Annotated in this window: 14 protein-coding genes and 1 pseudogene; 8 read left to right on the top strand and 7 right to left on the bottom strand. The window is 40.2% G+C overall.

What is annotated here, in order from left to right:
• Positions 1-393 precede the first annotated feature (393 nt).
• The 7 genes from MR062_RS00120 to MR062_RS00150 all read right to left on the bottom strand — a co-directional run bounded on the left by MR062_RS00120 (position 394) and on the right by MR062_RS00150 (position 10,681).
• On the bottom strand, positions 394-1,413 hold the full coding sequence (locus MR062_RS00120; RefSeq protein ID WP_242202019.1) for a sterol desaturase family protein: 1,020 nt from the start codon (positions 1,411-1,413) through the stop codon (positions 394-396).
• A 152-nt stretch (positions 1,414-1,565) separates the two neighbouring features.
• A complete protein-coding gene (locus MR062_RS00125; RefSeq protein WP_242202020.1) occupies positions 1,566-2,498 on the bottom strand; it encodes a 3-keto-disaccharide hydrolase in 933 nt (310 codons plus the stop codon).
• Between the two features lie 29 nt (positions 2,499-2,527).
• The gene (locus tag MR062_RS00130; RefSeq protein ID WP_242202021.1) at positions 2,528-3,337 is read right to left on the bottom strand and encodes a phytanoyl-CoA dioxygenase family protein; all 810 of its coding nucleotides are present in this window, start codon (positions 3,335-3,337) and stop codon (positions 2,528-2,530) included.
• A gap of 256 nt (positions 3,338-3,593) precedes the next feature.
• Positions 3,594-4,682 (bottom strand): NHL repeat-containing protein, encoded by a 1,089-nt coding sequence (locus MR062_RS00135; RefSeq protein WP_242202022.1) that lies wholly within the window; start codon positions 4,680-4,682, stop codon positions 3,594-3,596.
• 16 nt (positions 4,683-4,698) lie between these two features.
• Positions 4,699-6,024, bottom strand: coding sequence for a c-type cytochrome domain-containing protein (locus MR062_RS00140; RefSeq protein WP_242202023.1), 1,326 nt, complete (start codon positions 6,022-6,024; stop codon positions 4,699-4,701).
• 20 nt (positions 6,025-6,044) lie between these two features.
• Complete coding sequence (locus MR062_RS00145; RefSeq protein WP_242202024.1) at positions 6,045-7,499, bottom strand: DUF1501 domain-containing protein; 1,455 nt, start codon at positions 7,497-7,499, stop codon at positions 6,045-6,047.
• 5 nt (positions 7,500-7,504) lie between these two features.
• Complete coding sequence (locus tag MR062_RS00150; protein WP_242202025.1) at positions 7,505-10,681, bottom strand: DUF1553 domain-containing protein; 3,177 nt, start codon at positions 10,679-10,681, stop codon at positions 7,505-7,507.
• A 629-nt stretch (positions 10,682-11,310) separates the two neighbouring features.
• Here MR062_RS00150 and MR062_RS00155 point away from each other — a divergent pair.
• From MR062_RS00155 to MR062_RS00190, 8 genes and pseudogenes are all read left to right on the top strand, one after another.
• Positions 11,311-12,342, top strand: a complete 1,032-nt coding sequence (locus MR062_RS00155) for a LacI family DNA-binding transcriptional regulator (RefSeq protein WP_242202026.1) — start codon at positions 11,311-11,313, stop codon at positions 12,340-12,342.
• A gap of 304 nt (positions 12,343-12,646) precedes the next feature.
• A pseudogene (locus tag MR062_RS00160) lies at positions 12,647-13,261 on the top strand (carboxypeptidase-like regulatory domain-containing protein); the annotation flags it as partial.
• A 200-nt stretch (positions 13,262-13,461) separates the two neighbouring features.
• On the top strand, positions 13,462-15,660 hold the full coding sequence (locus MR062_RS00165) for a SusC/RagA family TonB-linked outer membrane protein (RefSeq protein WP_242202027.1): 2,199 nt from the start codon (positions 13,462-13,464) through the stop codon (positions 15,658-15,660).
• 14 nt (positions 15,661-15,674) lie between these two features.
• A complete protein-coding gene (locus tag MR062_RS00170; protein WP_242202028.1) occupies positions 15,675-17,150 on the top strand; it encodes a RagB/SusD family nutrient uptake outer membrane protein in 1,476 nt (491 codons plus the stop codon).
• Positions 17,151-17,325: 175 nt separating this feature from the next.
• Positions 17,326-17,523: a hypothetical protein gene (locus MR062_RS00175; protein WP_242202029.1), complete on the top strand. Its 198-nt coding sequence runs from the start codon at positions 17,326-17,328 to the stop codon at positions 17,521-17,523.
• A gap of 60 nt (positions 17,524-17,583) precedes the next feature.
• Entirely contained in the window at positions 17,584-20,472 is a 2,889-nt protein-coding gene (locus MR062_RS00180; protein WP_242202030.1) for a glycoside hydrolase family 38 N-terminal domain-containing protein, read from the top strand.
• 204 nt (positions 20,473-20,676) lie between these two features.
• Positions 20,677-24,114 (top strand): glycoside hydrolase family 38 N-terminal domain-containing protein, encoded by a 3,438-nt coding sequence (locus MR062_RS00185; RefSeq protein WP_242202031.1) that lies wholly within the window; start codon positions 20,677-20,679, stop codon positions 24,112-24,114.
• A 16-nt stretch (positions 24,115-24,130) separates the two neighbouring features.
• Positions 24,131-24,826, top strand: a complete 696-nt coding sequence (locus MR062_RS00190) for an RraA family protein (RefSeq protein ID WP_242202032.1) — start codon at positions 24,131-24,133, stop codon at positions 24,824-24,826.
• Positions 24,827-24,850: the final 24 nt, after the last annotated feature.

The raw sequence follows: 24,850 nt of genomic DNA on the forward strand, positions 1-24,850 counted from the left end.
TGGTCGAGTTGGTTTAGTTAGTTAGGACCCAGTTATGGGTCCTTTCTAATTGATATAATTTAACGGTCTAATTATTGTGTGAATTGATTCCAAAGTTCATAATCTTAGGATACCCCCAGTTGCATTTAAGATGATTTGGGCACGATTTCTAGAAAAGAAGATCCTGGAACAGTTCTGGGAATGGGTAATCCTCCCGTATTGATGAAAGCAAAACTTACCCTTATGTTTTGGATAGATAGGAACATTGTCCATCCACTTATTTTCAATAGGATGATAACTTTACACCTGATGCTTCAATGCGTCAGGCTCAATACTTGTAAAAGCAACCAAGCATTTTGATTTCTCCAAAGACAAGGCATCTAGTCAGGCACCTTTTTTTGATGTTTTTCAAGCTCAAGAAATGCTATCAATTTTCGTGGTTGCAGCTTTAGCTTTATTTTTCAAATACACTTCTCTAATGACTTTAGATGTTTTGTGGTCACCGGTGTGACTCCAACCCGGTGGCATAAAAATGTACAAGATTTTATCTTTTAGTGTAGGTGCATTGAAAACATCTTGATATAAGGCAATAAACTCTCCAAAATATACGTCAATAAAGTTACCTGAATTCATTTCTCGGGTTATTCCATATTCTATGGGAATATCACCCTGTTCCTCTTGATAGGTCCTAAAAATTCGATCCCATATATTTAAGAGGTTGCAAAAATTCATATCCATGTACAGGGGATTTTTAGCATGATGAACCCGATGATGAGATGGGGTAAGAATAAATTTACTCAAAGCACCGAATTGAGGTTTTTTTATGAGATTTTCTCCAACGTGGATGAAGGCACCATATGTTCCATCTACAAACATTATTAAAAAAAGCATTTCTGGCTGTACGCCCATAAGGATACAAATGGTAGTCCTGATGGTATCTGCATAAGGAGCCTCCAAAAAAAAATGTGCATAGGATACGGACAGGTTCATACTTTCTGGTGCATGGTGTGTTGAGTGTAGGCACCACAAAAGACGAACCTTATGCCCCCAATAATGATATAGAAAGTGTGCAAATTCCCAAATGATGTATCCATAAATAAACCAATACCAGGTCATGTGTGTTTGAAACAATGCATATTCTTGAAAGAGTCCAATACATAAAGTGACCATTGCTATGGCAATAAACCTGCTGATGAACCTGTTGAATATGTAAATCAGAAAATTGACCTTATATACCTTAGTGTTCGGCTTTTTGTAAATAATACCCAATATAAACTCCAGAACCAATAACAATGGGATTATAGGGTAAACCAGTGCTATTATACCATCAAAAGTTTGAAATGTACCATATTCACCCGTTTGTAGAATCTCCAAGGCTTTTGATATACCTGAAAACCTAATAATCTCATTGATAAATGTGTCTAAGAACCCCATGGTCGTTGTACTTTCTTTTTAGTTAAAATGATACATGTAACGCTCATCGTGTAATTTTTTTGGTATGCGTAAAAGCCATTATTATGGTATTCAAAACCTCATATTTTCTAGTTACACTTATTTTACGATTTGAAATATGGTTAGCTCCAATTTCATTTTTCCGATTTCATTGGCATAACGATGATGTTTCTAAACTCAATGGGGTGGTGGTCGCCTTGAAGAACAAAAGGACCTGGTTTTGCTTCTTGGCTATCGAGTGCTCCTCCAGTAATACCGGGGATGCTCTGATTGTCGATAATTACTATACCGTTTGCCTCAACAGTGACCCTACGGCCTATCAATGTAATATCGAATGTTTGCCAAGAGTCTGGATTTTTGGCTACTACTTGAAGGGGCTCAAGAAAACCAAAAATACTTCCGAGAACATCATAATCCGTACCTTTACCTTTGCTATCGTCAATTTGAACTTCATATCTTCCTCGCAAATACACACCACTATTGCCATGTTCGGGGTACCTGAACTCTATATGCAATTTAAAATTCATGAATTTAACATCACTTATCAAGTTTGAACCTGGTTTGGGACTCATTAAAACCCCATTTTTGGCAATCCATTGATTAGGTCCTGTGGTGTGCCAACCCTCAAGATTTTGTCCATTGAAGAGGTTTATTGGAGCATCCCATGTAGGGCTACTCTCATAAGCTAATTCTGGAGCCCTATCAGCGGTCCATAGGTAAGATTTTCCATCGGGATAATATATGGTGCCATTTAAATGCCTTCCTTTAAGAGTTCCACGTACTTTTAGCTTTCTATTTTCAGAATTCCAAGGAACGCTAAATTCAAAATTATTATTCTCGACATTGATGGTCGACAAGGGTCTGGGATACCCTCCCGTATGCAAAAATCTACCTACCTTGGTAAACCCCCAAGGCTTTATTTCCAACCAAGATGATGCAGGGTTGCCGTTATGGTCTATGGTTATGTTCCAACGGCCCTCAATAGGATTTTTCTTGTGTTGGCCAATACTATTGAACATCGTGAGAATTACTATAACAAAAACGGCTGGAGATTGTATCTTTCGCATTTTACATGTTTATATTTTATTGGAGAGCACTATTTTTCAAATAATATTGGATTGATTGGGGAGTTTGCAATTCCTCCTATCTTAACTCCTGGACACCACGTTTTCCAATCATTATCCTGACCTTTGTTCTCTGGTTTTTTAATACGTATATCCTTATCCATATAGATTACTGTCATTACCTTCCGAGATTGATTGGTTTGGTTGGCACCTGCCCTATGAAATACCCAACCTGAATGAAAGCTGATTTCACCTATGTCAAAAGCTTCAATGATATGTGGAAAATCGGTCACTTTCAGATTTTCGCTGATTTTACGCTCGCTCTCATCTCCAATAGCGAGTTCTCTTCCAGAAACAATATGTTGGCTCCCAGCACTGAATTCAAGAGGTCCCATTTCCAATGGGGTAGACTGAAGTGGAATCCAAACTGTTATGGTTTTATCCGATGATAATGGCCAATAGTACTGGTCCGCGTGCCATGGGGTTATTCCACCCCCAGCTTCCTTAAATAATGCCTGGTCGTGATAGATTCTTACACCATCCACTTCCATGAGTTCGGTGGCAATCTGGGCCAATCTGGAACTAAATACGAATTTTTGAATTTCTTCATTCGTAGTCCAAAGATTGAACAACTGCAAAAAGGCCTTTCCATATGTATCCTTTTGGTGCAAAGGCGTGTCTTCTTTGTTTAATTCGGATACTTTTTTGGAAATAATGTCATTATAATGATGAATTATTTCTGGGGATAACACTTTTTTTAATTTAATAAAGGCATGTTCTTTATAGAATGCTATTTGAGTTGGTGTCAAGCTAAAGGGTTTGTCTAATATTGTTACATCCATATTTCCGAGTTAAATATTTCATTACTTTCAATTATTTGCTTTTTGACTTAGGGATCCTGGTTCTCGATGTAGTCATCTTTAAAAATCGATTTGATAAAGAGAGTATCAATTATTTATAACACTATGCAATACTATAAACGAATAAGCCCCATTTACAATCGATTGTTGTGTATCACATTTCATAAAATTATTTTACAACATGCTTTTCAGAAAACTAGAGTGAATTTGATAGGTGTTTGTTAAGGGTTACCCGAAATCAGCTTTTAATACGTTCCAATAAATAGGGGTAGGTCCTTCCTGACATCCATTGTGGGACATAGATATTACCGTCATCATCTATACAAACATCGTGCGGGTTCAGAAAAGAGAAATCATCATATTGAGGTTCTTTTAAGACCCCATTTTCATAAATTGGAGCATCAGCACCTGGAAGTGAAACTACCCTGTTGTTCTTGTCCAAAACGGCAATACAACCATCATAGGCGCCCCAAGTTTTTGTCACGAGGACCGCGAAGTATAGATTTTCCCCATGTATTACTGGCCTACATATCCAACAACCGGGCATTGGAATGGTTTCCAAATGCTGGCCGTCTAAAGTAAACCGTTTAAATTCTTGTTTTGATCTGGAGGTAATCAATAAAATGGGATTGTCTTTGTCCCTATCATCCAATGTAATACCGTGGCAACAATCAAAATTACCGTCTTCTTCACCTTTTCCGCCCCAAAATCTAATAAACTCACCTTTTGAGCTGTACTGGATAATATAGTCCAGACCGTACCCGTCGGCAACATAGATATCCCCATTGGGACCTATGGCAGTTTCGGTGGGAACATATTTTTCCGCGGACTCATATTTTCCGGTTTCTTTTGGATAACCAAGCTCCAAAAGAATCTTCCCTTTCAAATCTGTTTTGAAAACCTTATGGTCCGTGGTTGAAGCAATATATAGAAACTCTTCCCCACCTTCATCCGAAATCGTGAGCCCATGGGCTCCGTTTAAACCAAGTGTCCAGGTATCCAAAACTTTGCCCGACCTATCGTAAATGATCATATTGTTTTTGGGGTGATTAGTTAAGAGCAATAAACGACCTGCCTTATCCTGCACCATTTCATGGCAATCCATTACAGGGTACTCACTAAGGTTCTGTGTTCCCCACTTTTTGTTTATCCTATATTTAAAATCTCCGTGTCCAATAATTCTTCCATCATCCCTGTTTGAACGAATGTCACTTTTTGTATTCTTTTCTTGATGGGCATTGCCGAATATTGGGGCCATAACAGTACCAGTTGCTATTAAAGTTGATGATTTTAAGAATTTACGACGATTATTGTTTTTGTTTGCCATTGACATGATATTTTAGTTATAGGATTACTTGTATCTCAGGAAAGCTTTCACGTATTCTATCCACACTGTCAGGGTTGGTTTTTGTTTGCCAGAGATAGACTCGTTTGAGTGAGGTCAGAGGTTTGGCCCAATCCAAGTTTTCAGATTGTATGGGATTATTGGCAAGGTTCAGGCTCTCCAGGTGCTTTAACGAAGAAAGTGAAACCAATCCATTCTCTGTAATGCCGTTATCGCCCAATTGAAGTTTGGTAAGGTTCTTGAATTTGGAAATAATGCCAATATCAGCATCCTCTAGAGCGAGTCCGGAGAGGTCCAGCCAAGTAATATTGTCCTTGATTTTTGCCAAAACAGATAAGTCTTTTTTTGAAAGCAAGTTTTTGTTCTTAGGGGAAACTTCCAAAAAATTGTTGCCTTCAGCAATTTGGTTGATTTCCCACCCCAGATGAGTAAGTGAATCCAATATGGAGGCATTTACCGAAGGTGCCTGAACCCGTTCGACAAAGGTTTTTGGACTTGTATCTATTTTGTAATTGGAGGCCAAAATATGCTTGACTGTTTTATTAGGTTCCATCTCCGTTATGGTTTTTAGGGAATCTGAACCTTGTTCAATCCACCATTTCAAAAGACTGATTTCATTGTAATTTAAAGGGGCTCCTTTTGGCGGCATATATTTTTCATTGGTTTTGGGCAAGGTCACCCTTAGAATCAATTCGCTTGACCAAGGGTCGTTAGTTACGACTTTTCCGTGGTCCCCCCCTTCAAGTAGCTTTGCATACGAGTCCATGTTCAAGCCCCCCATGTCCTTTTCTGAATTGTGGCAGTCATAGCATTTACGTTCCAACATGGGCTGTATAAAACTAGTGTAGACTATGATCGAGTCGGGGTTGCGGATTTCGAAGAGGTCAAAATTGTTTTCGGAAACTGTTCCCTTGAGTGGCTGTATCAAATAATCTGAACCATGGGTCAATGAGCCTCCATAATGCCCAGTGCCCACAAGCAGCAATCCAATGGAGATAAGGGTAACGCGGTAGAGTTGTTTTTTTGAAAAATATTTGGCTATTGGTGCTATGATGGCCAAAATACCAATTGCGGTACCTAACCAACGGTGCCATGACAATAGACTGGTTTCGTAATCCCCGTCCATGGCCAATAACCATCCACAAACTATTGCTACTACTGAAGAAAGCGCTCCTAAAATGAGAATAAAAAGTACAATTCTTGTAGAAGAATTGGATTTACCCTTTCCTATGAACCATTCCACCAACAACGCCAAAAAAAGAAATCCAATAGGTAGATGGACCACAAGTGGGTGCAACCTTCCTATAAAATTCATTATATCCATAGGTCTCTATTCAATTTGCATTATGCCAAAATATCCTTGACAATGTGCCCATGTACATCAGTCAATCTAAACCTTCTGCCTTGAAACTTATAGGTGAGCCGCTCATGGTCTATGCCGAGCAAGTACATTAAAGTAGCTTGGAAATCATGTACGTGGACCGGATTTTCAGTGATGTTATATCCAAAATCGTCTGTTTGTCCATGTATGTACCCTGGTTTTACCCCAGCTCCTGCCATCCACATGGTAAAGCACCTGGGATGGTGGTCTCTTCCGTAATTGTCCTTGGTCAGTCTGCCTTGACTATAGCTTGTCCTTCCAAACTCACCGCCCCAAATTACCAAGGTATCTTCAAGAAGCCCCCTTTGTTTTAAGTCCATGACCAAGGCCGCGGAGGGTTGGTCGGTACTCTTGCACTGTTTTTGAATATCCGAGGGCAGATTGCCATGCTGGTCCCAGCCTTGGTGATACAGTTGTACAAACTTAACATCCCTTTCCACAAGTCTGCGTGCCAAAACACAATTGTAGGCATAAGTGCCCGGAATTTTTGCTTCAGGACCGTACATATCCAGAATATAGTCAGGTTCCTTGGAGATGCTCATGGCTTCAGGTACTGAAGTTTGCATTCGATAGGCCATTTCATATTGACTGATCTTACTGTTTAGCTCTTGGGATCCCAACACATCTTCATTTATGGTATGCAGCTCTTCCAAAGTATTCAAAGCATTTCTTCTGGATTTTCCTGTTATGCCATGCGGATTACTCAAATAAAGAACAGGATCTTTTCCCGATCTAAATTGAACCCCTTGATGCTGTGATGGCAGAAAGCCGTTCCCCCAGAGGCGCGAATACAAGGGTTGTCCAAACGGGTGGGATCTTGATAGCAAAACGGAAAATGCTGGCAGGTTTTCGTTGTCACTTCCAAGACCGTAGCTTAACCAAGAACCTATAGAGGGGCGACCTGGTTGCTGCGAGCCAGTTTGGAAAAAGGTTATTGCCGGATCATGGTTTATGGCCTCGGTGTACATGGATTTAATAAAACAAAGTTCATCCACAATTTTGGCGGTATGGGGCAATAGATCGCTTACCCACATGCCATTTTTGCCGTATTGTTTAAAATTAAAATGGCTTCCTGCCAACGGCAATGAGTTTTGGAAAGCGCTCATTCCCGTTAGTCTCTGGCCTTGTCTTACACTACCGGGAAGTTCCTGTCCATTAAGTTCTCTAAGAAGTGGCTTATAATCAAAAAGATCTTGTTGTGCAGGTCCTCCACTTTGAAATAGATATATCACTCTTTTTGCCTTGGGAACATAGTGGGGAATTTTTATAGTTCCCCCGTTTCCAGAGATACCGGTTCCCGCTAGAACATCCACTGGATTTAGAAGGGACCAAAGTGCCACTGAGCCAAGCCCCATTCCCATTTTTCCTAAAAAATCCCGCCTTCCCAATCCTTTCAGTATAGATTCTTTATGTGCCATATTCATTAATATTTTGTGTAAACTGGATCAAAATTCATAATAATGTTATTTACCACAGTCAATGCTGCAATACTTTCATTCATCATTGCGGGACTTAGTTTATATTCTCCTATGTTAAGTATATGTGCCATATTTTCCGGTTCGTCTTTAAAACGTTTTTTCTCATTTAAATAGAGTTCCTTAAGTGTGCTAAGTTCCCCTTCATTGGGAAACCTACTTGTCAATAATCTAAAGGCCATGGTAATTTGGGTTTCCGCTTCCTCTTTTTCTGAGCGAACTACCCTTTCTGCCAAGACTTTTGCTGCTTCCATGTACTGGGGGTCATTCAGCATGACCAAGGGTTGGAGCGGTGTGGTAGTGGATTGTCGTTTGACTGTGCACAAATTCCTATCCGGCACGTCAAAGGTAATCATGGATGGAGGAGGTATGGTCCGTCTCCAATAGGTATATAGACTCCTGCGATAGAGGTCGTCGCCTGTGCCTTGTTTATATTTGTTTTCTCCAATAAAGGTGGCTTTTTCTTGCCATAGCCCTTCAGGTTGATACGGTTTAACGCTTGGCCCACCAACTTTTTTAACCAAGAGTCCGCTTGCCGCCAAAATATTGTCCCTGATCATTTCGGCAGAAAGCCTATATCTGGGTCCTCTTGCCAAAAACTCATTGTTGGGATCCTTTTCAAGCAATTCCGGGCTGGCTTGTGAAGACTGTTGGTAAGTTCTTGACATGACCATCAGCTTCATCAATTTTTTTACGTTCCAACCAGATTCGGTAAACTGCACCGACAACCAATCCAAAAGCTCTGGGTGCGTTGGAAGGCTGCCCTGTCTGCCAAAATCGTTGGAAGTTTCAACCAGTCCCCGTCCAAAGAGACTTTGCCAAAAACGATTTACAATTACACGGGCGGTAAGTGGATTTTCTTTGCTGACCAACCATTCGGCCAATTCCATACGTGTTTTGGGTTGTTCATCTGGAGAGGGGATAAGGGCTTTGGGGAGTCCAGGACCAACTTCTTCACCATGTGAATCATAGTTCCCACGCTCAAGGACATAAGTTTTTCGTATACTATCCTGGATATCCTTCATGACCATAACCTCTGGAATGGTTGTGATGGTGTCATTTAGGATTTTCCGTGTCTTGGCCAACTGTTTTCGTCGTTCTTGTGCTTTACTATTTTTTCTTAGGAAATAGAATTCGTTTAGGTATTTGTTATCTAAAAGCTCTTCCTTGGAAAGTTTCAGGACGTTTTCCACAAAAGCGGTATTTTTAGCCAACAGATTTATTTCCAGTTCGGAAAGTTCTTTGTCATAGATCTCAAATTCGTCCAAAGCACCATCTGGGAAACCTTGGGCATTGCCCTGAAAACCAAATACTATTCCAAAGGTGTCATTACTATTTTCGTGATGATAGGGAATGATTGATTTGTAGAGATTATCTCTCAAAACCAAGGTTTTTTGAGGTGTTCCATCAAGAAAAATTCGAACCCCCGCTGCTTTGCTGGAACCATCATAGGTAATGCCTACGTGTACCCATTGATTCTCCTCAACCGTTTCAGTGGTTTGGACCCTTATGGCATTATTGGGAAACATGTGCGACATTCTAAACTCAAGCTTATTGTCCACCAATTGCATTTCAATCCCTCTAAATCCGCCATATTCACCTGTGGAATGGGTGAAAAAATTAAGTGCTCCATTTGGCGCCGGAGCCTTAATATAAAATGAATATGAAAATGGCGAAGAACGCTCAAAATTTGTTTTTCCTGGAAAGTAAAGTCCGCTGCCACCATCAAATTGAACGGCCTTTCCTTTAATGCCAGGTACTGATTTAAACTCTTTGGGATTTTCAAAAGAATAATGGTCCATTGGCTTGGGGGCAATGGAGCTTAGCATGTTTTTGAGGTTAACGCTGTTTACCCATTGTTCATAGTCTTTGGAGGAATTGACCAAAAGGTCTTCCATTTCTTTTTTTGCTTTTTGGGTCTGCTTTTCCAGAAACAACAAGATTTTTTCCTCTTCTTCTGTGGTCATTAATATGGAAGGGGGTTGTGCTTGACCAAAATCTCGCTGTCCTTGACCCACTTCATCAACACTGTTGAAAAAGTAGGACGTTTCAAAATATTCTTTTTGCGAAATGGCATCATATTTATGGTCATGGCAGCGTGCACACTCAAAACTAAGGCCTAAAAAAGCTTTGCCAAACGTATTTGTTCTGTCCAGAACATATTCTACGCGGTATTCTTCTGCTATGATTCCGCCTTCCACATTAATAAGGTGGTTTCTGTTAAAACCTGTGGCTATCATCTGCTCCATGGTGGGGTTGGGGTATTTGTCCCCCGCCAATTGCCATTTTATAAATTGATCATAAGGCATGTTTTCATTATACGCATTGATTACCCAATCCCGCCAAGGCCACATTCTTCTGGGGCCGTCCGATTGGTATCCATGCGTATCGGCGTAGCGGGCTAAATCTAACCATTCTGTGGCCATCTTTTCGCCATAGGATGAAGAGGCCAAGTAATGATCGACCATTTCACCATATGTTTTTTTTCCGGATATAAACCTATCCAATTCTTCAAGTGAGGGGGGCAGGCCGGTAAGATCAAAGGAGAGTCGTCTCAACAAGGTTTCTTTGTCCGCCATGGGACTGAATTCATATCCGTTTGCCGTAAGTTTCTTTTGCACATAATAGTCAATTCCATTTTCGCCACTTCCATTCTCATCGTTTTTTACAGGACCTGAATAGTTGGGAAACTGAAATGCCCAGTGATCTTCATACTCAGCGCCTTGATCTATCCACCTTGCAATAATTGCTTTTTCCTCATTGGTTAATGTTAAATGAGATTCAATGGGCGGCATTACCGTTTCTGGGTCAGTGGACATCATCCGTTGAAAGGCCACGCTTTTGCCCGGGCTTCCGGGAACAATGGCATGTTCTCCAGGGGTTTGGTTCAGCTCTTTGGTTGCACCTTCCCAGGTATCCAACCGAAGACCTGCTTCTTGCTTTGCCTTGTCGGGACCATGACAAGCAAAACATTTGTCGGATAATATGGGACGGACATGAAAATTGTAATCAATCTTTTTTGGAATTGCCTTTTCGGCCAATACCAACTCTTCCGTTTTGTAGTCATTGCAGGCAACCGCAAAAAGTATAGAAAAAAACAAAAGAACAGCAGCATTAACTTTCATAGCAATATTTTAAAAACTCACACCAGATAAAACTCAATTCACGAAAATTTTTCAAGACGTAAGCTAATTAAATTGACTTTCTCGATTTTCATTGATTTTTGCCAATTGTGAATCATTTTTATCATTTATGGCAGCTTTTGATCCCATATGAGGATAAAAGAGAAACAATTTGATTTGATGTAAAAAAATAACAATAAACTAAATCGGTTTAGTTGTCAAATATACAAAATATTGGTAAAATTGTAGGGGATTTTGCAATTGACAGGGGGAAATTTTAGTGTTATTAAGATTTTTAAATAAAATTAATGAATGGATTTTACCTGTATTTTATGGTGGTTTCGTTATTGGCATTAGCTGCAGAAGCTGTCCTCTAAAAATCTTAATGGTGAATTCAGCAACAATTTCTCCTACACCCAAGAGACACTTCAGGAAGTGCTTGACTATCCACACACCGGTCTTGATAGGTGTTTTACATGCTGAAATCAGGATACTTTACTTTTACCACCATAAAATTGAATAATCATCAAAAATAATCATCAAAAAATTTGGATAATAAAAAAAAGAAGTACTTTTAACGAAAATTTAGTTGTTGAAATTTTAACTAAACCGATTTAGTTTTATTCGTTACCATGAGCAAGGTATATTTAAAGGACATAGCAAAGAATCTTAATTTATCCAAAACTGCGGTGTCTTTGGTTTTGAACAATAAAGGCGACGAAAATAAAATAAGTCAAGAAACTCAACGTCGTATAATCGCCTATGCGAAGGAGCACAATTATGTTCCCAATCAACTGGCGCGAAGTCTAAGCCGAGGAAAATCCGAGACCATAGGTTTAATTGTTCCCAACATATCTGATAGCTTTTACGCCAAAATAGCCGGTCGTATAGAAGAACGGGCGAAACAAATGGGCTACACGGTGCTGTTCAGTAGTTCAAATGAAAACCCAGTAAAAGAGTCCTGGTTGATACAGGCAATGCAGAATCGTCAGGTTGACGGTCTTATTATTGCCTCAACACAAAAAAATCATGACGATATTGAAATGCTCAAACAGATTGAATTTCCTTTTGTGCTCATTGATAGGCATTACCCTGAGATAGAGACAAATTATGTAATAGTGGATAATTACGGGGGTATAAAATCAGTGACAGAGCACTTATTCGCGATGGGCAGAAAAAGAATTGGGTTCATTACCATTGTTTCCGACCTTGAAGCGATGAGGCAGAGGTTAAAAGGTTATCAAGATACGGTGGAACAAGGGGGTAGTCCACAAGATCAAGTGTTTGTTGAATGTTTGGCGCAAGATCAATATCAACAACGAATGGAAGGTGTAATACGTACCATGGTCAAATCTCCAAATAAGGTGGATGCTTTAATTTTTGCCACCCATTATTTGGCGCATGAAGGTCTTAGAGCACTCAAAAAATTACGTGTTAAAATACCTGAAGAAGTTGCTGTAATGAGTTTTTCCGAAATGTCAGCCTTCGATTTGGTGGATCCACCAATTTCATCGGTTATGCTGCCCATGCAGGAAATTGGAAATGCAGCAGTTGATATTTTGGTGGATGAAATGGATGGAACCCATGCCGTACAGGCTCATGAAAAAAGAAGAATACTAGATACAGAGTTGCTGGTTCGGCAATCTTGTGGAAATACCACCTAATCGTTTAATATGGAGCTAAACCGATTTAGTGAATATGTATTTATAAGTCATCCCAAATTTTCTATTTTGGTTTATAACTAAACCGATTTAGTTACTTATGCATGGTGTACATTAAAAATATCTTATAAACAAACAACAAAAGTTAGATTTTATGAAAAGCAAACTAATCTACCAAAGAATTTGGCCTTGCCGTTTCATGGCAATGGTCTTCTTGCTTGTGTTTCAAGGAACACAGGCAAATGGCACTCTAACAGATTTGAAAAACAACAATGACCTTGAAACGTATAGACGGAATATGGTTGCAATGCGGGATTTCCAAACTACCATTACGGGAAGTGTCTCTGATTCCGACGGAACACCGTTGCCTGGTGCAACAGTGATTGAAAAAGGCACAACCAATGGAGTTCAGACCGATTTTGATGGAAATTTTTCCATAGATGTCTCGCAAACAAACGCAATTTTGATGATTTCCTATATTGGTTTTGCTTCTCAAGAGGTTTCCATTGGAAATCAAACTTTCGTTACCATTACTCTTCAGGAAGATACCGCAAAACTGGATGAAGTTGTTGTTGTCGGTTATGGAGCACAAAAAAAGTCTGACCTTACGGGTTCTGTTGGAACTTTAGATGCCGAAAAAATTCAGAAGCGGATTACCATAAATCCTTTGGACAACCTTCAGGGGCAAGTGGCAGGAGTCAATGTTTTTAACAGCTCAGGACGTCCAGGAGGAGGTTTTAGAGTAACCATTAGGGGTAAGGGTTCTTTAAATGCGAACAATGAACCACTATATGTAGTTGATGGAATCATTGGAGTAGATATTGATCTGATAAACCCCAATGATATAGAGTCTTTTACCGTTTTAAAAGATGCATCTGCAACGGCTATTTACGGTGCCCGGGGCGCCAATGGTGTTATCTTGATCACCACCAAACGAGGTAAATCTGGAAAATTCACGGTGGATATTGTTTCCAATCTCCAAATTGGAAGAGCCGCAAACAAGCCCGAAGTACTCAATAGTGATGAATATTGGAACGATCTCAAGGTACGCTTAGATGCCGATCAACGGGCTTTGGGCGTTGGAGATGCATCTTTCGTGAATGATTATCCGATTACCCTCAATTGTTCACAGCTGATGGTACAAGGGCTGGAGAACCAATCTACGATACGGACTGGTTTGACGAAACCACCAGAACAAGTTTTTCCCAACAATACTTTGCGAATGTACGTGGTGGTGGAGAAAACTATAACATATCATTTTCAGCAGGAACACAAGATGATGAAGGTATTTTGCTGAATACGTTCTTTAAAAAGAACACGATGCGGTTTAATGGAGATTTTCAAATCAACGATTGGCTTAAAATTGGTGGTAGTTTGGCCTATAGTGATACTGAAACAAACATAGTCGATGACTATAGGTTGGGTGCAGACGGTCTTACCTATGCAATGTTGTTTTATTTGCCTATATATCCAACCCGCTATCCTGATGGTTCCGTGGTTAACGCGGATGATTTGGTAAATGCCAACGGTACTTGGGATGTCTGGTATGGAGCAACTCCAAAAGATAGGCTTCAATTGCTCGATAGGATTACAAAAACAAGACAGATAGTCCAAAATATATTTACGGAAATCGACTTTACCAAGAGCTTAAAATTAAGGACTTCTTACTCCGTCCAAAATAATCTAATTATGGGCAACACTTTTGTGGCCCGTCGTCTAGACACATTTATTAATCAAAACTCTGCGACCATAGGAAACACGGATGGTGAGCAAATAATCTTTGAAAATACACTGAGCTACAACCCTACCATTTCTGATGATCATACCTTAAGTGCGGTAGTCGGGGCAACCCGTCAGGAAAGTGAATCTTTTACTTCAAGTCTCCAAGCTCAGGATTTTGACGATTTCTTTGGATTTTATAATGTAGGGCAAGGCACAGCGGACCCTGTGGTAGCAAGCGGCTTTGGCAGGTATACAATAGACTCTTATTTCGGAAGAATTGATTATGGATATCAAAACAAATACCTTCTTACCATAACCGGTAGATATGATGGTTCTTCCCGTTTTGGGGAGAACAACAAGTACTCATTCTTTCCTTCTGTGGCGGCTGCATGGAGAATTTCCAATGAATCATTTATGGAAGACTCCAACACATTTACCAATTTAAAACTAAGGGCAAGTTATGGTGAAACCGGTAATGATGCCATTGGCAACTATGCCCGAATAGCAAGTCCAGGTGTACAAACCGTTGTTTTCAATAACCAAAGGGCCATTGGTTCTTCCCAAGGGTCTATCGGTAATGATAATCTTAAATGGGAGACAACAGAAGAAGTCAATCTTGGTTTGGACATAGGACTTTTCAATCGTGTAAATATCACCGCCGACTATTATAGAAGGACAACCAAAGATTTGTTGTTTAATGTTCCAATCGCACGATTTACAGGGTATTCATCGATTCTCTCCAACGCTGGTTCGATACGTAACAGCGGAATTGAGCTGTTGGTAAACAGTCTAAACGTTCAGACGAATGATTTTTCATGGAGAAGCTCGGTTAATTTCACAATGAACGAAAACGAAATTCTATCATTGGGAACCGAGGATGCCGATATTTTCACTGCACCAATATGGTGGAATCAACAAATATTCCGTGTCGGTGAGGTGGCCGGTTCTTTTTGGGGCTACAACCGATTGGGAACGTGGGGTACTGATGAAGTGGATGAGGCCGCAAGATACGGTAGAAGGCCCGGAGACATTAAATTGGAGGATAAGAACAATGATGGCCTGCTCAATTTTGACGACCAGCAAATCATTGGAAATGGTCTACCGGATTTTACAATGAACATTGGGAACACATTTTCATACAAGAATTGGGATTTGAGTATTGATATCCTTATCAATCAAGGCAATGATATTTTAGATCATTCCATCATTCTTAATGTTGATAGGGTGGGTTATGGTAACACTTACAAAAAATTCTTTGACCAAATGTGGACCCCTGAAAATCAAAATACACAATATCCAAGAGTTCGTAAGAATATCTTGAAGTTTGATGGCGCGGATTCCGGGCAGGTATTTGATGGTAGCTTCATACGAGGTCAAAATTTGAATCTGGCGTACAATTTCAATAAGTCGCTTATGGAGAAATTGGGGATTCAGTCAGCAAAAATTTATATGAACCTTCAAAACTTTTTCCTGATTACCGATTATCATGGTTATGATCCAGAGGTCAGTTCCTTTGGCGGGCAGTTTACTGAAGGCATTGAGCTAAATGGCTATCCAAGGCCAATGAATATGAATTTAGGATTTATGTTAACTCTCTAATTAGTAAAGAAGTCATGAAAAAAGTTATAGTAATATTTATAGTTTGTTTAATCGGAATTTCCTGTGAGGACTTTTTGGACGAAGTGCCACGTAGTGAAAAGACTACAGTGGGGACTTCCCTTCTGGATGCACAAGAGTCAGTTAATGGTATATATGCTTTTTTAAGAGCGCCTTATAACAGGACAGGTTTTGCAAAAATGGGATTTTCCATATTGGAGGTGAGCAATGGAACGCTTATGCCCGCAGTAGGAACCCAGGATACAGATATGGAGGATGCCTATGTTCTCAATTATAGTGCCAATAATGGTAATGCAGCTACTTTTTGGAACACCTATTATGGTGGTATCGAAGCCGCCAACATTGCCATAAATTCAATACCGGGCATTGAAGACCCCGATTTGACAACTGCCATTGAAAATCGTCTACTTGGTGAGGCACATTTTTTAAGAGCATACTATTATTTTCAATTGGTACAGATTTTTGGTGAAATACCACTGAACCTTATCCCTTCCTCCTCGCTCGATGACGGCCAGTTACCAAAATCATCAATAGCTGAGGTATATGAGACAGTTATAGTTCCTGATTTGTTAATAGCAGAAAGTTCCGGTCTCCCTAATACAGATTCCAGTGGCAGGGTTACCAACGGTGCCGTAAAATCACTGTTGGCAAAAGTGTACTTGACCATGGCCGGTAATCCTTTGAACCAAACAGATAAGTTTGCGATGGCTAGAGACAAGGCAAGTGAGGTCATTAATGCGGGTTGGTACAGCTTATTCCAATCCGATGCAGAGCTTACTTGGTTCGATAAGCTTAGTAGTCCTTCATTTGACAATATCGGTGAGAATATATTTATGGTTCAATATGATAACCAAGCTGTTACGTCTACCATTACAAGTTATTTTACTCCTATTGGAGGTGAGGCCATTAGCCCATTGAGCCTGCATTTTGGGGGAATGGAACCGGAACAGGCATTTATTGATTCTTATGATCCTTTAGACCTTAGAGGACAGAACCAAGGCTTTTTCTTCAATGAGTTGGATGGGTTTACCTTTAATAATTCGGTATACAAATATTTTTATGATGATTACAGGACCGGAAATGGTCTTTCTGGTAAAAATATTCCCTTACTACGTTACGCAGATGTATTGTTGACCTTTGCTGAAGCTCAAAATGAAGTGGGTTCCGCAAATGGCGCTGCCTATGATGCTTTAAACGCAATTCGCGCAAGGGCTGGTTTGGGAGATATTTCAAGTCTAAGTCAGGCTGAATTTAGACAAGAAGTCTGGAGACAACGGGTGTGGGAGTTTCCTGCAGAGGCAGGCCTTACTTGGTTTGATATTAGAAGAACTGGTGTTGTCTTTGACAACAATGGAGGATTTAATGACTTTGTCGGTCATACCTTACCCAATGGAAGTACATTTTCCGAGGGTAACCGATTTTTCCCGATTCCCCAAAGTGAAGTAATTCTGAATCCAAATTTAGCAGACTAGGAAAATAATATGATATTTTGTTTGAGTTAGTTTTATTTCAGCAAGGGCGGCCTTGATGTCGTCCTTGCTATTATGCCAAGACGGAATGCGATTGTACCAAATAGCATCGGAGTTGATATTAAGAGGGAGGTTCACCTTATGAAACCTACCATTGGTTTGCCTCGAAATCCCATTGATGAACCTTTCAAAATTTGGTATATGCAATAATTGGACCCATATAGTTGGTGATGAAGTATTGTTCAATAGAATGGGGTTCTATTTCTTTTCTGCCGTATTGGATTACAAGACCTTAAATGGGATAAAAATCATTCACAATTGGCAAAAATCAATGAAAATCCGGAAAACTAATTTTAGTAGATTAAGTGACCATTAAAATACAGTATTGTTCAGCTAGAACTTGTCTTTAGACACTTATAATTTTTTAAAATACACTATGAAAAAAGTAATTATTTTTTTTATTCCTTTTATCCTATTGGGCCCAATTATGGTAATGGCCCAGAGCACAGGTACTGTAAAATTTGAATACCCGAGACCCTATGAATATGTTTTTTCTGATAATAGAATTATGGTAAAGGGACAGCTTTCTGATGATTCCGGCGTTCGTTACAGGGAGATAGCGTTTAGTGATGGAAATAGAGCGAAGATTGAACAACAAAATGGAAAATCATGGGTATGGCTCCCGGTAATGGGCGAGCCGGAAATGATTCAAATTATCGCCAATGGAAAAACAAATAGCAAGACACAGCTTTTTACGCCATTGGTTACCTCTGATTGGGGCTATTTTGAAGAAGGTACTTTTCATATTATTTCTTCCTCCCATCAAGATATTGCTTGGATGGACACGCCCCAAGCCTGCAGGCATGATAGAATCTACGAAATCATTGGCCCTGCATTGGATATCATGAAAAAAGATAAAGTATATCATTTTGGAATGGAACAAGCTCTAAACTTGAAGGAGTTTATTGAAGAGCATCCTGACCGTAAACAAGAAGTTATTCAGCGTTACAAGGAAGGCAGGTTTGTTTATGGAGCGACCTACAACCAACCGTATGAAGGAATGCAGATGGGAGAACAGTTGATTCGTGAAATGTACTTTGGCAAATTATGGATTGAAAAGAACTTTGACGGGATTCAGGAAAATACGGCCTATAACACGGATGTGCCTGGAAGGACTTTACAGTTTCCACAAATTCTAGCAAAGTCGGGTACAGAGAATCTGTTCGTTTCAAGAATGCGCGAGGGGTTTTATGATTGGCATTCACCGGATGGATCCTCAGTATTGACCTATACTCCCGGCAATTACGGATGGGCTGCGATGTTCTATAAAATATTTGATGATGATGCCATTGAGGCATTACGAAAGATTCAGAACCGGGTGAAAATGTGGTCAGATTATTATAGGCAACACAACTTGCCCCCACATTTCGCCATTGTAATCAGTAATGATGCTTCGGGGCCCGTTGACTATGGCAAGGTAGTCAAAGAATGGAATGAGATCCGAAAAAATTCAAAAGTGAAAATCCCAGAGTTAAGGCATTCGACCGTACCGGGATTTCTTGAAAACATAAAAGAAGGTAATCCCCAATTTGAAAATTTGGAAGGTGACCGCCCAAACATATGGGCATACATTCACGGCCCTGGACATCATAAAGCAATTACCGCCTCAAGAGCATCAGGAAGAATGTTGCCTTCAGCAGAAATCTTCAATACCGTGGATGCCCTGTTAAATTCAAATTTTGAGAACTATCCGGAGGCGAGATTGACAAAAGCCTTTGAAGAATCCATTTATCCAGACCATGGATGGGGGGGGTTAAATGGACACATTACCGACAGTATATTTAGGGCCAAGTTGGAATTTGCAGCGAGTGAAGCAAATGAAATGTTCGAGTCTTCCATAAATTCCATAGCAACAAAGATCAATACAAAACGTAATGACGCGGTTGTGGTTTTCAATGATTTGTCTTGGAAACGAAACGGAATAGCAACGGCATCAGTTCCCAGTAACGCCAAGGGGTATTATTTGGTTGATGAAAAAGGGGACATAGTACCTTCGCAACCGAGCCTTACCGACCCAAAATTATTACAGTTTTATGCTAGTGAAGTACCATCTCTTGGGTATAAAACCTATTACCTGAAAAAAGGGAAAAAGTCTATAAAACTGGATGCCCAAGTAAGTCCAAATGCCTTGACCAATTCTTACTACACTTTACATTTAGGAGTGGGTGGTATTACCTATTTGTTTGATCACGATTTGGGAAAAGAGATTTTGAATACCACACGATTTTCGGGAGGGGATGTCCTTTCCATGGGGTATGATGGAAATGGCGCAGGTGAATTTACACAAATGACCGAGCCAAACATGGTTGATTATGACCAATTGAGCAATCACGATTCACATTGGAAGATTGTTGAGAATGGAGTCGTTTTTAGTGAGTTTGAGAACCGGGCCAAGTTTAAGCATACGGAAGTGGTTCAAAAAATACGGGTATATCATCAAGAGAAAAAAATTGATTTTTATATTGATTTACTAAACTGGGATGGAACACATAACAGGGAGTTTAGGTTTGCCGTTCCCCTGGATATGGATAATGCCCGTATTAAATACGAAGTTCCCTTGGCCATAGCTGAGGTAGGCAAGACAGAGATGAAACAAGCACCTGGTGGCTGGGCTTGGGGTGGCACATATGATCAAAAACCTGAAACCATCCATCCTCGTGAGGTATTGAATTTTATTTCCGCGGAAACGGATGATTTTGCAGTTACCTTGGCCACAGATGTGGCTTTGGCGGATTGGATTGACCCAACAAGAGAGGCCGTGGATTATACCGTGTTACAAGGAATTTTGATGGCTTCCCATAAAAGTTGCCACGGTGAGGGAAACTGGTACCATCAGACCGGAGATCATCATTTTAAATTTTCAATTAGCTCCCACAAACCAAGTACAACGGAATCCTATCAATTTGGTACGGCATCCAACCATATGTTCAAAACGGTCTTTGACCCCTCAAGAAACAGTTCAGAACCATTGCCTGAAACCCATAGTTTTTTCAGTGTATCAGACCCTATGGTTCGAATCAGTACGGTAAAAAAGAGCGAGGAAGGTTCAGATGTCATTGTACGTCTCGTAGAAATGGAAGGCAAGGATAAAAGTCCTACCGTAAAGGTGCCAGTTCCATTTGATAAATTGATACATACCAATCTAATTGAAAAGGAAAAGATGAAGATGGAGAATGGAGGACAGGATCTTAATATCAACATCGGCCATAATGCCATTGAAACTTATAAATTGATTTTTCCAAAACCCGGTGACGTCAATCAATAGAATCTTACACAACTTGTTTAAAACGGAATATATAGGTGAAATTGTTTTTTTATGATGTTTAAAGTATTTGTCAGAAGGGTAGCGTTAATCCTAGGAATTTGTTTTTTAAAGGTTCATGGGTATGCCTACAACACGGACACCAAAGAGTCACTTCCAGAAGAATTTCACGAAGGTACGGGCAACGCACACATACAAGAGTTAAATGTGAATCATCGCTTGTTCAACCTGGCTAAAACAGATATTGAAGGATACAAGGAGATGTTATCCGGATCGGAATTTTTTTCCTACCCTTCCATTCGGGAAGATGTTGGGACTTCAATGATCACCAGGGCAACCAATGGGAATATGGCCATAGAATTTCTTACTGGTGAAGTGCCAAAGGATCATAAGGGAAATTCAGTTACCTTTTTGATGTTAAGTGATATGGATCTCAACCTCAATGAACCTTTTGACGTAGAAATAAATGATAAGCAACTTTTAACGTTTCACACCAATATGGACGGTTCGCTTACGATTTCCAATAATCAAAATGGGGGACATGCCGAATTCGTAATGGTTAGAAGAGATGCCAATGGTGACGGCATTGGTGTGTTTAGACTTACAGTGCCCATAGACTTTCTTAAAAAAGGTGAGAGTGCAAAGGTTACCATTACAGGTCAACGCAAAAACTCCAATTGCTGGTTAATGATATTCAAGGCTACGGATGCCGTGGAACGTCTTAAAAAATCATCGACTTCAGAATTGGCCTTTGTAATAAAAGAAAGTAATGGCCTGCTCTATGTGGATGCCCCGAAACACTTCAGTGGAAATTCTGCTTATCTGATATCGGATGGACAAAAAAGCAATGTAATGGTTTTCAAGGAACAAGGGGAGCTGGCCAAAACATCATTTGTGATCTCACCACCAAAAAAAGAGTTTGCTATTGTGTACAATGGGGTAGAGCTGGCGCTTGAATTTGATAAGGGTGACGGTACCATGAATAATACCGACATTAAAGGCGCATACCTTTTCCATCATCAAACGTATTACAAAAATGGGTGGTTTGCTTCTTTATCTAAGTTGTACAAGCCTCAGTTTTATGGGACTTTTGATGATTTCTTCAATACCAAATATGAAAAGGGAACAGTTTCTATAATGAACTCAAGCCATCAGGATATTGCCTGGGTTGATCGTCCTGAGGTATGTATCATATTACGGGATACCCTTTTGCTGACTCCGGTAATCAAGGACGCATTTATCCGGGATGACTACGGTTTTGATATAGAAGATGGGCTCATGTTGAGGGAGTACCTGGAAAGACACCCAGAGTCCAAAGAAAAATTGACCACATTGTTGAACCAAAAGCTTTTATCCGTAGGGGCAAGTTACAATTGCCCTTATGAGGATATGTACGATGCTGAAGACCAAGTCCGCCAATTGTATCTTGGTAAAAAATGGGTCAAGAAGACCTTTGGAGGCTATGATTCCAAAGTTTATTGGAATGTTGATGTTCCAGGTAGATCTCTTCAAACACCTCAAATTTTAAAAAAAGCTGGTGTCGATTATATGGTCATAAGCAGGCATGAAAAAGGGATGTTCCATTGGGCAAGCCCTGATGGAAGCTCTGTATTTACCTACACCCCAGGTCATTATGGTTACGATTTAATACATCTTTCCAGAGATATGAACCACAAGTTGAAATATGGGGCGGACCAAATAAAATTTTGGGAGGAAAGTTTCAAAGGAAGCGAGATTCAAACACCATTATTATCAAGTCAGGATATGCTGCCCGCAATAGATTATTCAGAGTTTATTGAGAATTGGAACACGTTTGACGAGCTTAAGGATGAAGAGGAAGTGAAGCACGAAGTATTTCTTCCAAAAATGGAGCTTCGGACCATGGATGAATTTATGCCCATGGCGGAAAAAAACGCTTCTCAAATTGATACCATTATGGGAGAACGCCCCAACGTTTGGGTGTATATTCACGGGCCAAGCCACCATGATGCACTTACAGCAAGTCGCAAAGCTTCCAAGTTGCTTCCTGCAGCTGAAAAGTTCTTGACGATAGCCAATAGAATTGATGCCAAAAAAATACAATATCCCTTTGAGGAATTTGACGAAGCTTGGCAATCAAAAATATATCCCGACCATGGATGGGGTGGTCATGATGGCGATGTTACGGACAACCTATTTGAATCAAATCTTGTGAAGTCACAGACCATGGGAGAAAACTTATTAAATAGGGGTGTGGACTTTATTGCCAGAAGAATTGAAAAAAACAAACGGTACGGAATGCCTATCGTACTCTTCAACAGTCTCTCTTGGAAGAGAACAGACCCTGTGACAGCATCGGTTAATTTTGCCCCAGGGCATTTTCGGGGCATCAAGATTGTTTCAAGGGAAAACAAAATCGTTCCTTCCCAATGCCATGACAAAGTATATTATGAAGATGGTAGCCTGAAAAGTGCACAAGTTTCTTTTGTGGCCGAAGATATTCCTTCTATTGGATATGCCACTTTTTATATCCAAGAAGGGAAGGAAGATGCTGTAAATACCGCAAGTTCGGAGACCTATGAAAATGCATTTTATCGAGTTGATTTTGAAAAAGGGGGTATTAAACAAGTTTATGACAAAGAGCTGAAGAAGAACCTTTTTTCCAATGACGGGTTTAAGGTGGGTGATGTTTTTACAATGGAATCCATTGGGAACGGAGCAGGAGAGTTTGGGGACGTACAACAACCTACCATGGTAGACTACGATCAAGTGGGTATGCATAAGGCCAATTGGGAGGTCATTGAAAATGGTCCGGTATTCACAAAATATCGACTGGAGCAAGAAGTACTGCATGCCATAGTGCGGCAAGAAGTCACATTGTACCATAAGCTGAAGCGTATGTATTTTAATACCAGTCTTCGTAATTGGTCAGGTGAGCTGTATAGAGAGTTCAGAACAGCTTTTCCAGTGGATATGGAGAACGCCAAGATTAGCTATGAAGTTCCCTTTGGCAGTGTGCAAGTCGGCAAAGATGAAATCAAAGCAGCAGGCGATATGTATACGGCTTTGTCCAAAGATGTGCATCCAAGAGGAATTATTGATTGGATATCCGCTTCCAATGATGAACTTTCCATAACCCTTAGTTCTTCGGTAGCTGCCGCTGATTGGATAGATCCGACCAAAGACAATTCAGACAAACCGGTACTGCAACATTTATTGTTGGCTAGCCGAACGTCTTGTCATTGGGAGGGCAATGAATACTCACAAGGTGGAAATCATTATTACAACAACGTGCTCACCTCAACAAGGAAAGGCAGTCTGCTTGGACAAAAAATAGCGAAGCAAAAAAATGAACCGTTGATTGTAGTTGTAAATCCAGATACTGCAATTGATGCTTCTTTGCCGGAATCCACCAGTTTTTTTGCAATAGACAATGAAAATGTGCTGATATCGACCATAAAGGAGGCCGAGGATTCTCAGAATCTGATTGCACGGATGTATAATCTTACTAGTGGGGAGGAAAAAGTGAATATGTCCTCTTACTTTGACATCGATGCTTATTTCAAGACCAATATCATAGAGGAATATCCTACACCTATACCTTCAGCACTGAAACTCGGTAAATATGCCATTGAGACTTTCGGTCTTCAAATTGAAAAACAATAATAGAAAGATATAATCAATGAATAAACTTTGGAAAAATGATGCGGAGCTGTATAGTATAGCAAAACGTGAGCTTTTTGTTGCCCTAGTTGGGGATATTCTGGATAAGATGGGGTATCGACATCAATTTTTACAGCCTCAGATAAAACCTTTGAACCATGATTTTGTGGTCATAGGAAGAGCCATGCCCGTTTTGGAGGCAGATGTGTTTGAGGAAGTGTCCCAGAACACCAACAATCCGCTGATGAAAAAGCCATTCGGACTGATGTTCGAGGCTTTGGACAGTTTAAAGGCGGGTGAAGTATACATTTGCTCGGGATCTTCCCCAGAATATGCCCTATGGGGAGGGTTAATGAGTACTAGGGCCATTAAACTTGGAGCGGCAGGAGCAGTAGTAAATGGCTGGTCGAGGGACACCAAAGAAATCCTGGATTTAAACTTTCCTACCTTTTCATTAGGTGGCTATGCCCAAGATCAAGGTCCGCGAGGTAAGGTAATTGATTATAACGTGCCGATTGAATTTAATGGTGTTGGAATCAATCCTGGCGATATGGTCTATGGGGACCGAGATGGTGTCTTGATTATTCCAGATAAAGCAGTTGATCAAGCGTTTACCGGTGCAATTGAAAAGGCAAGAGGGGAACAATTGGTAAAAAAGGCATTGGAAGAAGGAATGAGCACAGTGGATGCGTTCAACAAATTTGGAATTATGTAGTTCCATTTCGTCATGACACTGATA

It is taken from the genome of Aestuariivivens insulae (assembly GCF_022662195.1).
In the GTDB taxonomy this organism is placed as follows: Bacteria; Bacteroidota; Bacteroidia; order Flavobacteriales; family Flavobacteriaceae; genus Aestuariivivens; species Aestuariivivens insulae.

What these genes read in the sequence shown, in the direction of transcription:
- MR062_RS00155 (WP_242202026.1), top strand. Translation starts at nt 11,311, where the DNA reads ATGAGCAAGGTATATTTAAAGGACATAGCAAAGAATCTTAATTTATCC.
- MR062_RS00145 (WP_242202024.1), bottom strand. Translation starts at nt 7,499, where the DNA reads ATGGCACATAAAGAATCTATACTGAAAGGATTGGGAAGGCGGGATTTT.
- MR062_RS00120 (WP_242202019.1), bottom strand. Translation starts at nt 1,413, where the DNA reads ATGGGGTTCTTAGACACATTTATCAATGAGATTATTAGGTTTTCAGGT.
- MR062_RS00180 (WP_242202030.1), top strand. Translation starts at nt 17,584, where the DNA reads ATGAAAAAAGTAATTATTTTTTTTATTCCTTTTATCCTATTGGGCCCA.
- MR062_RS00190 (WP_242202032.1), top strand. Translation starts at nt 24,131, where the DNA reads ATGAATAAACTTTGGAAAAATGATGCGGAGCTGTATAGTATAGCAAAA.
- MR062_RS00125 (WP_242202020.1), bottom strand. Translation starts at nt 2,498, where the DNA reads ATGCGAAAGATACAATCTCCAGCCGTTTTTGTTATAGTAATTCTCACG.
- MR062_RS00140 (WP_242202023.1), bottom strand. Translation starts at nt 6,024, where the DNA reads ATGGATATAATGAATTTTATAGGAAGGTTGCACCCACTTGTGGTCCAT.
- MR062_RS00135 (WP_242202022.1), bottom strand. Translation starts at nt 4,682, where the DNA reads ATGGCAAACAAAAACAATAATCGTCGTAAATTCTTAAAATCATCAACT.
- MR062_RS00170 (WP_242202028.1), top strand. Translation starts at nt 15,675, where the DNA reads ATGAAAAAAGTTATAGTAATATTTATAGTTTGTTTAATCGGAATTTCC.
- MR062_RS00175 (WP_242202029.1), top strand. Translation starts at nt 17,326, where the DNA reads ATGAACCTTTCAAAATTTGGTATATGCAATAATTGGACCCATATAGTT.
- MR062_RS00150 (WP_242202025.1), bottom strand. Translation starts at nt 10,681, where the DNA reads ATGAAAGTTAATGCTGCTGTTCTTTTGTTTTTTTCTATACTTTTTGCG.
- MR062_RS00130 (WP_242202021.1), bottom strand. Translation starts at nt 3,337, where the DNA reads ATGGATGTAACAATATTAGACAAACCCTTTAGCTTGACACCAACTCAA.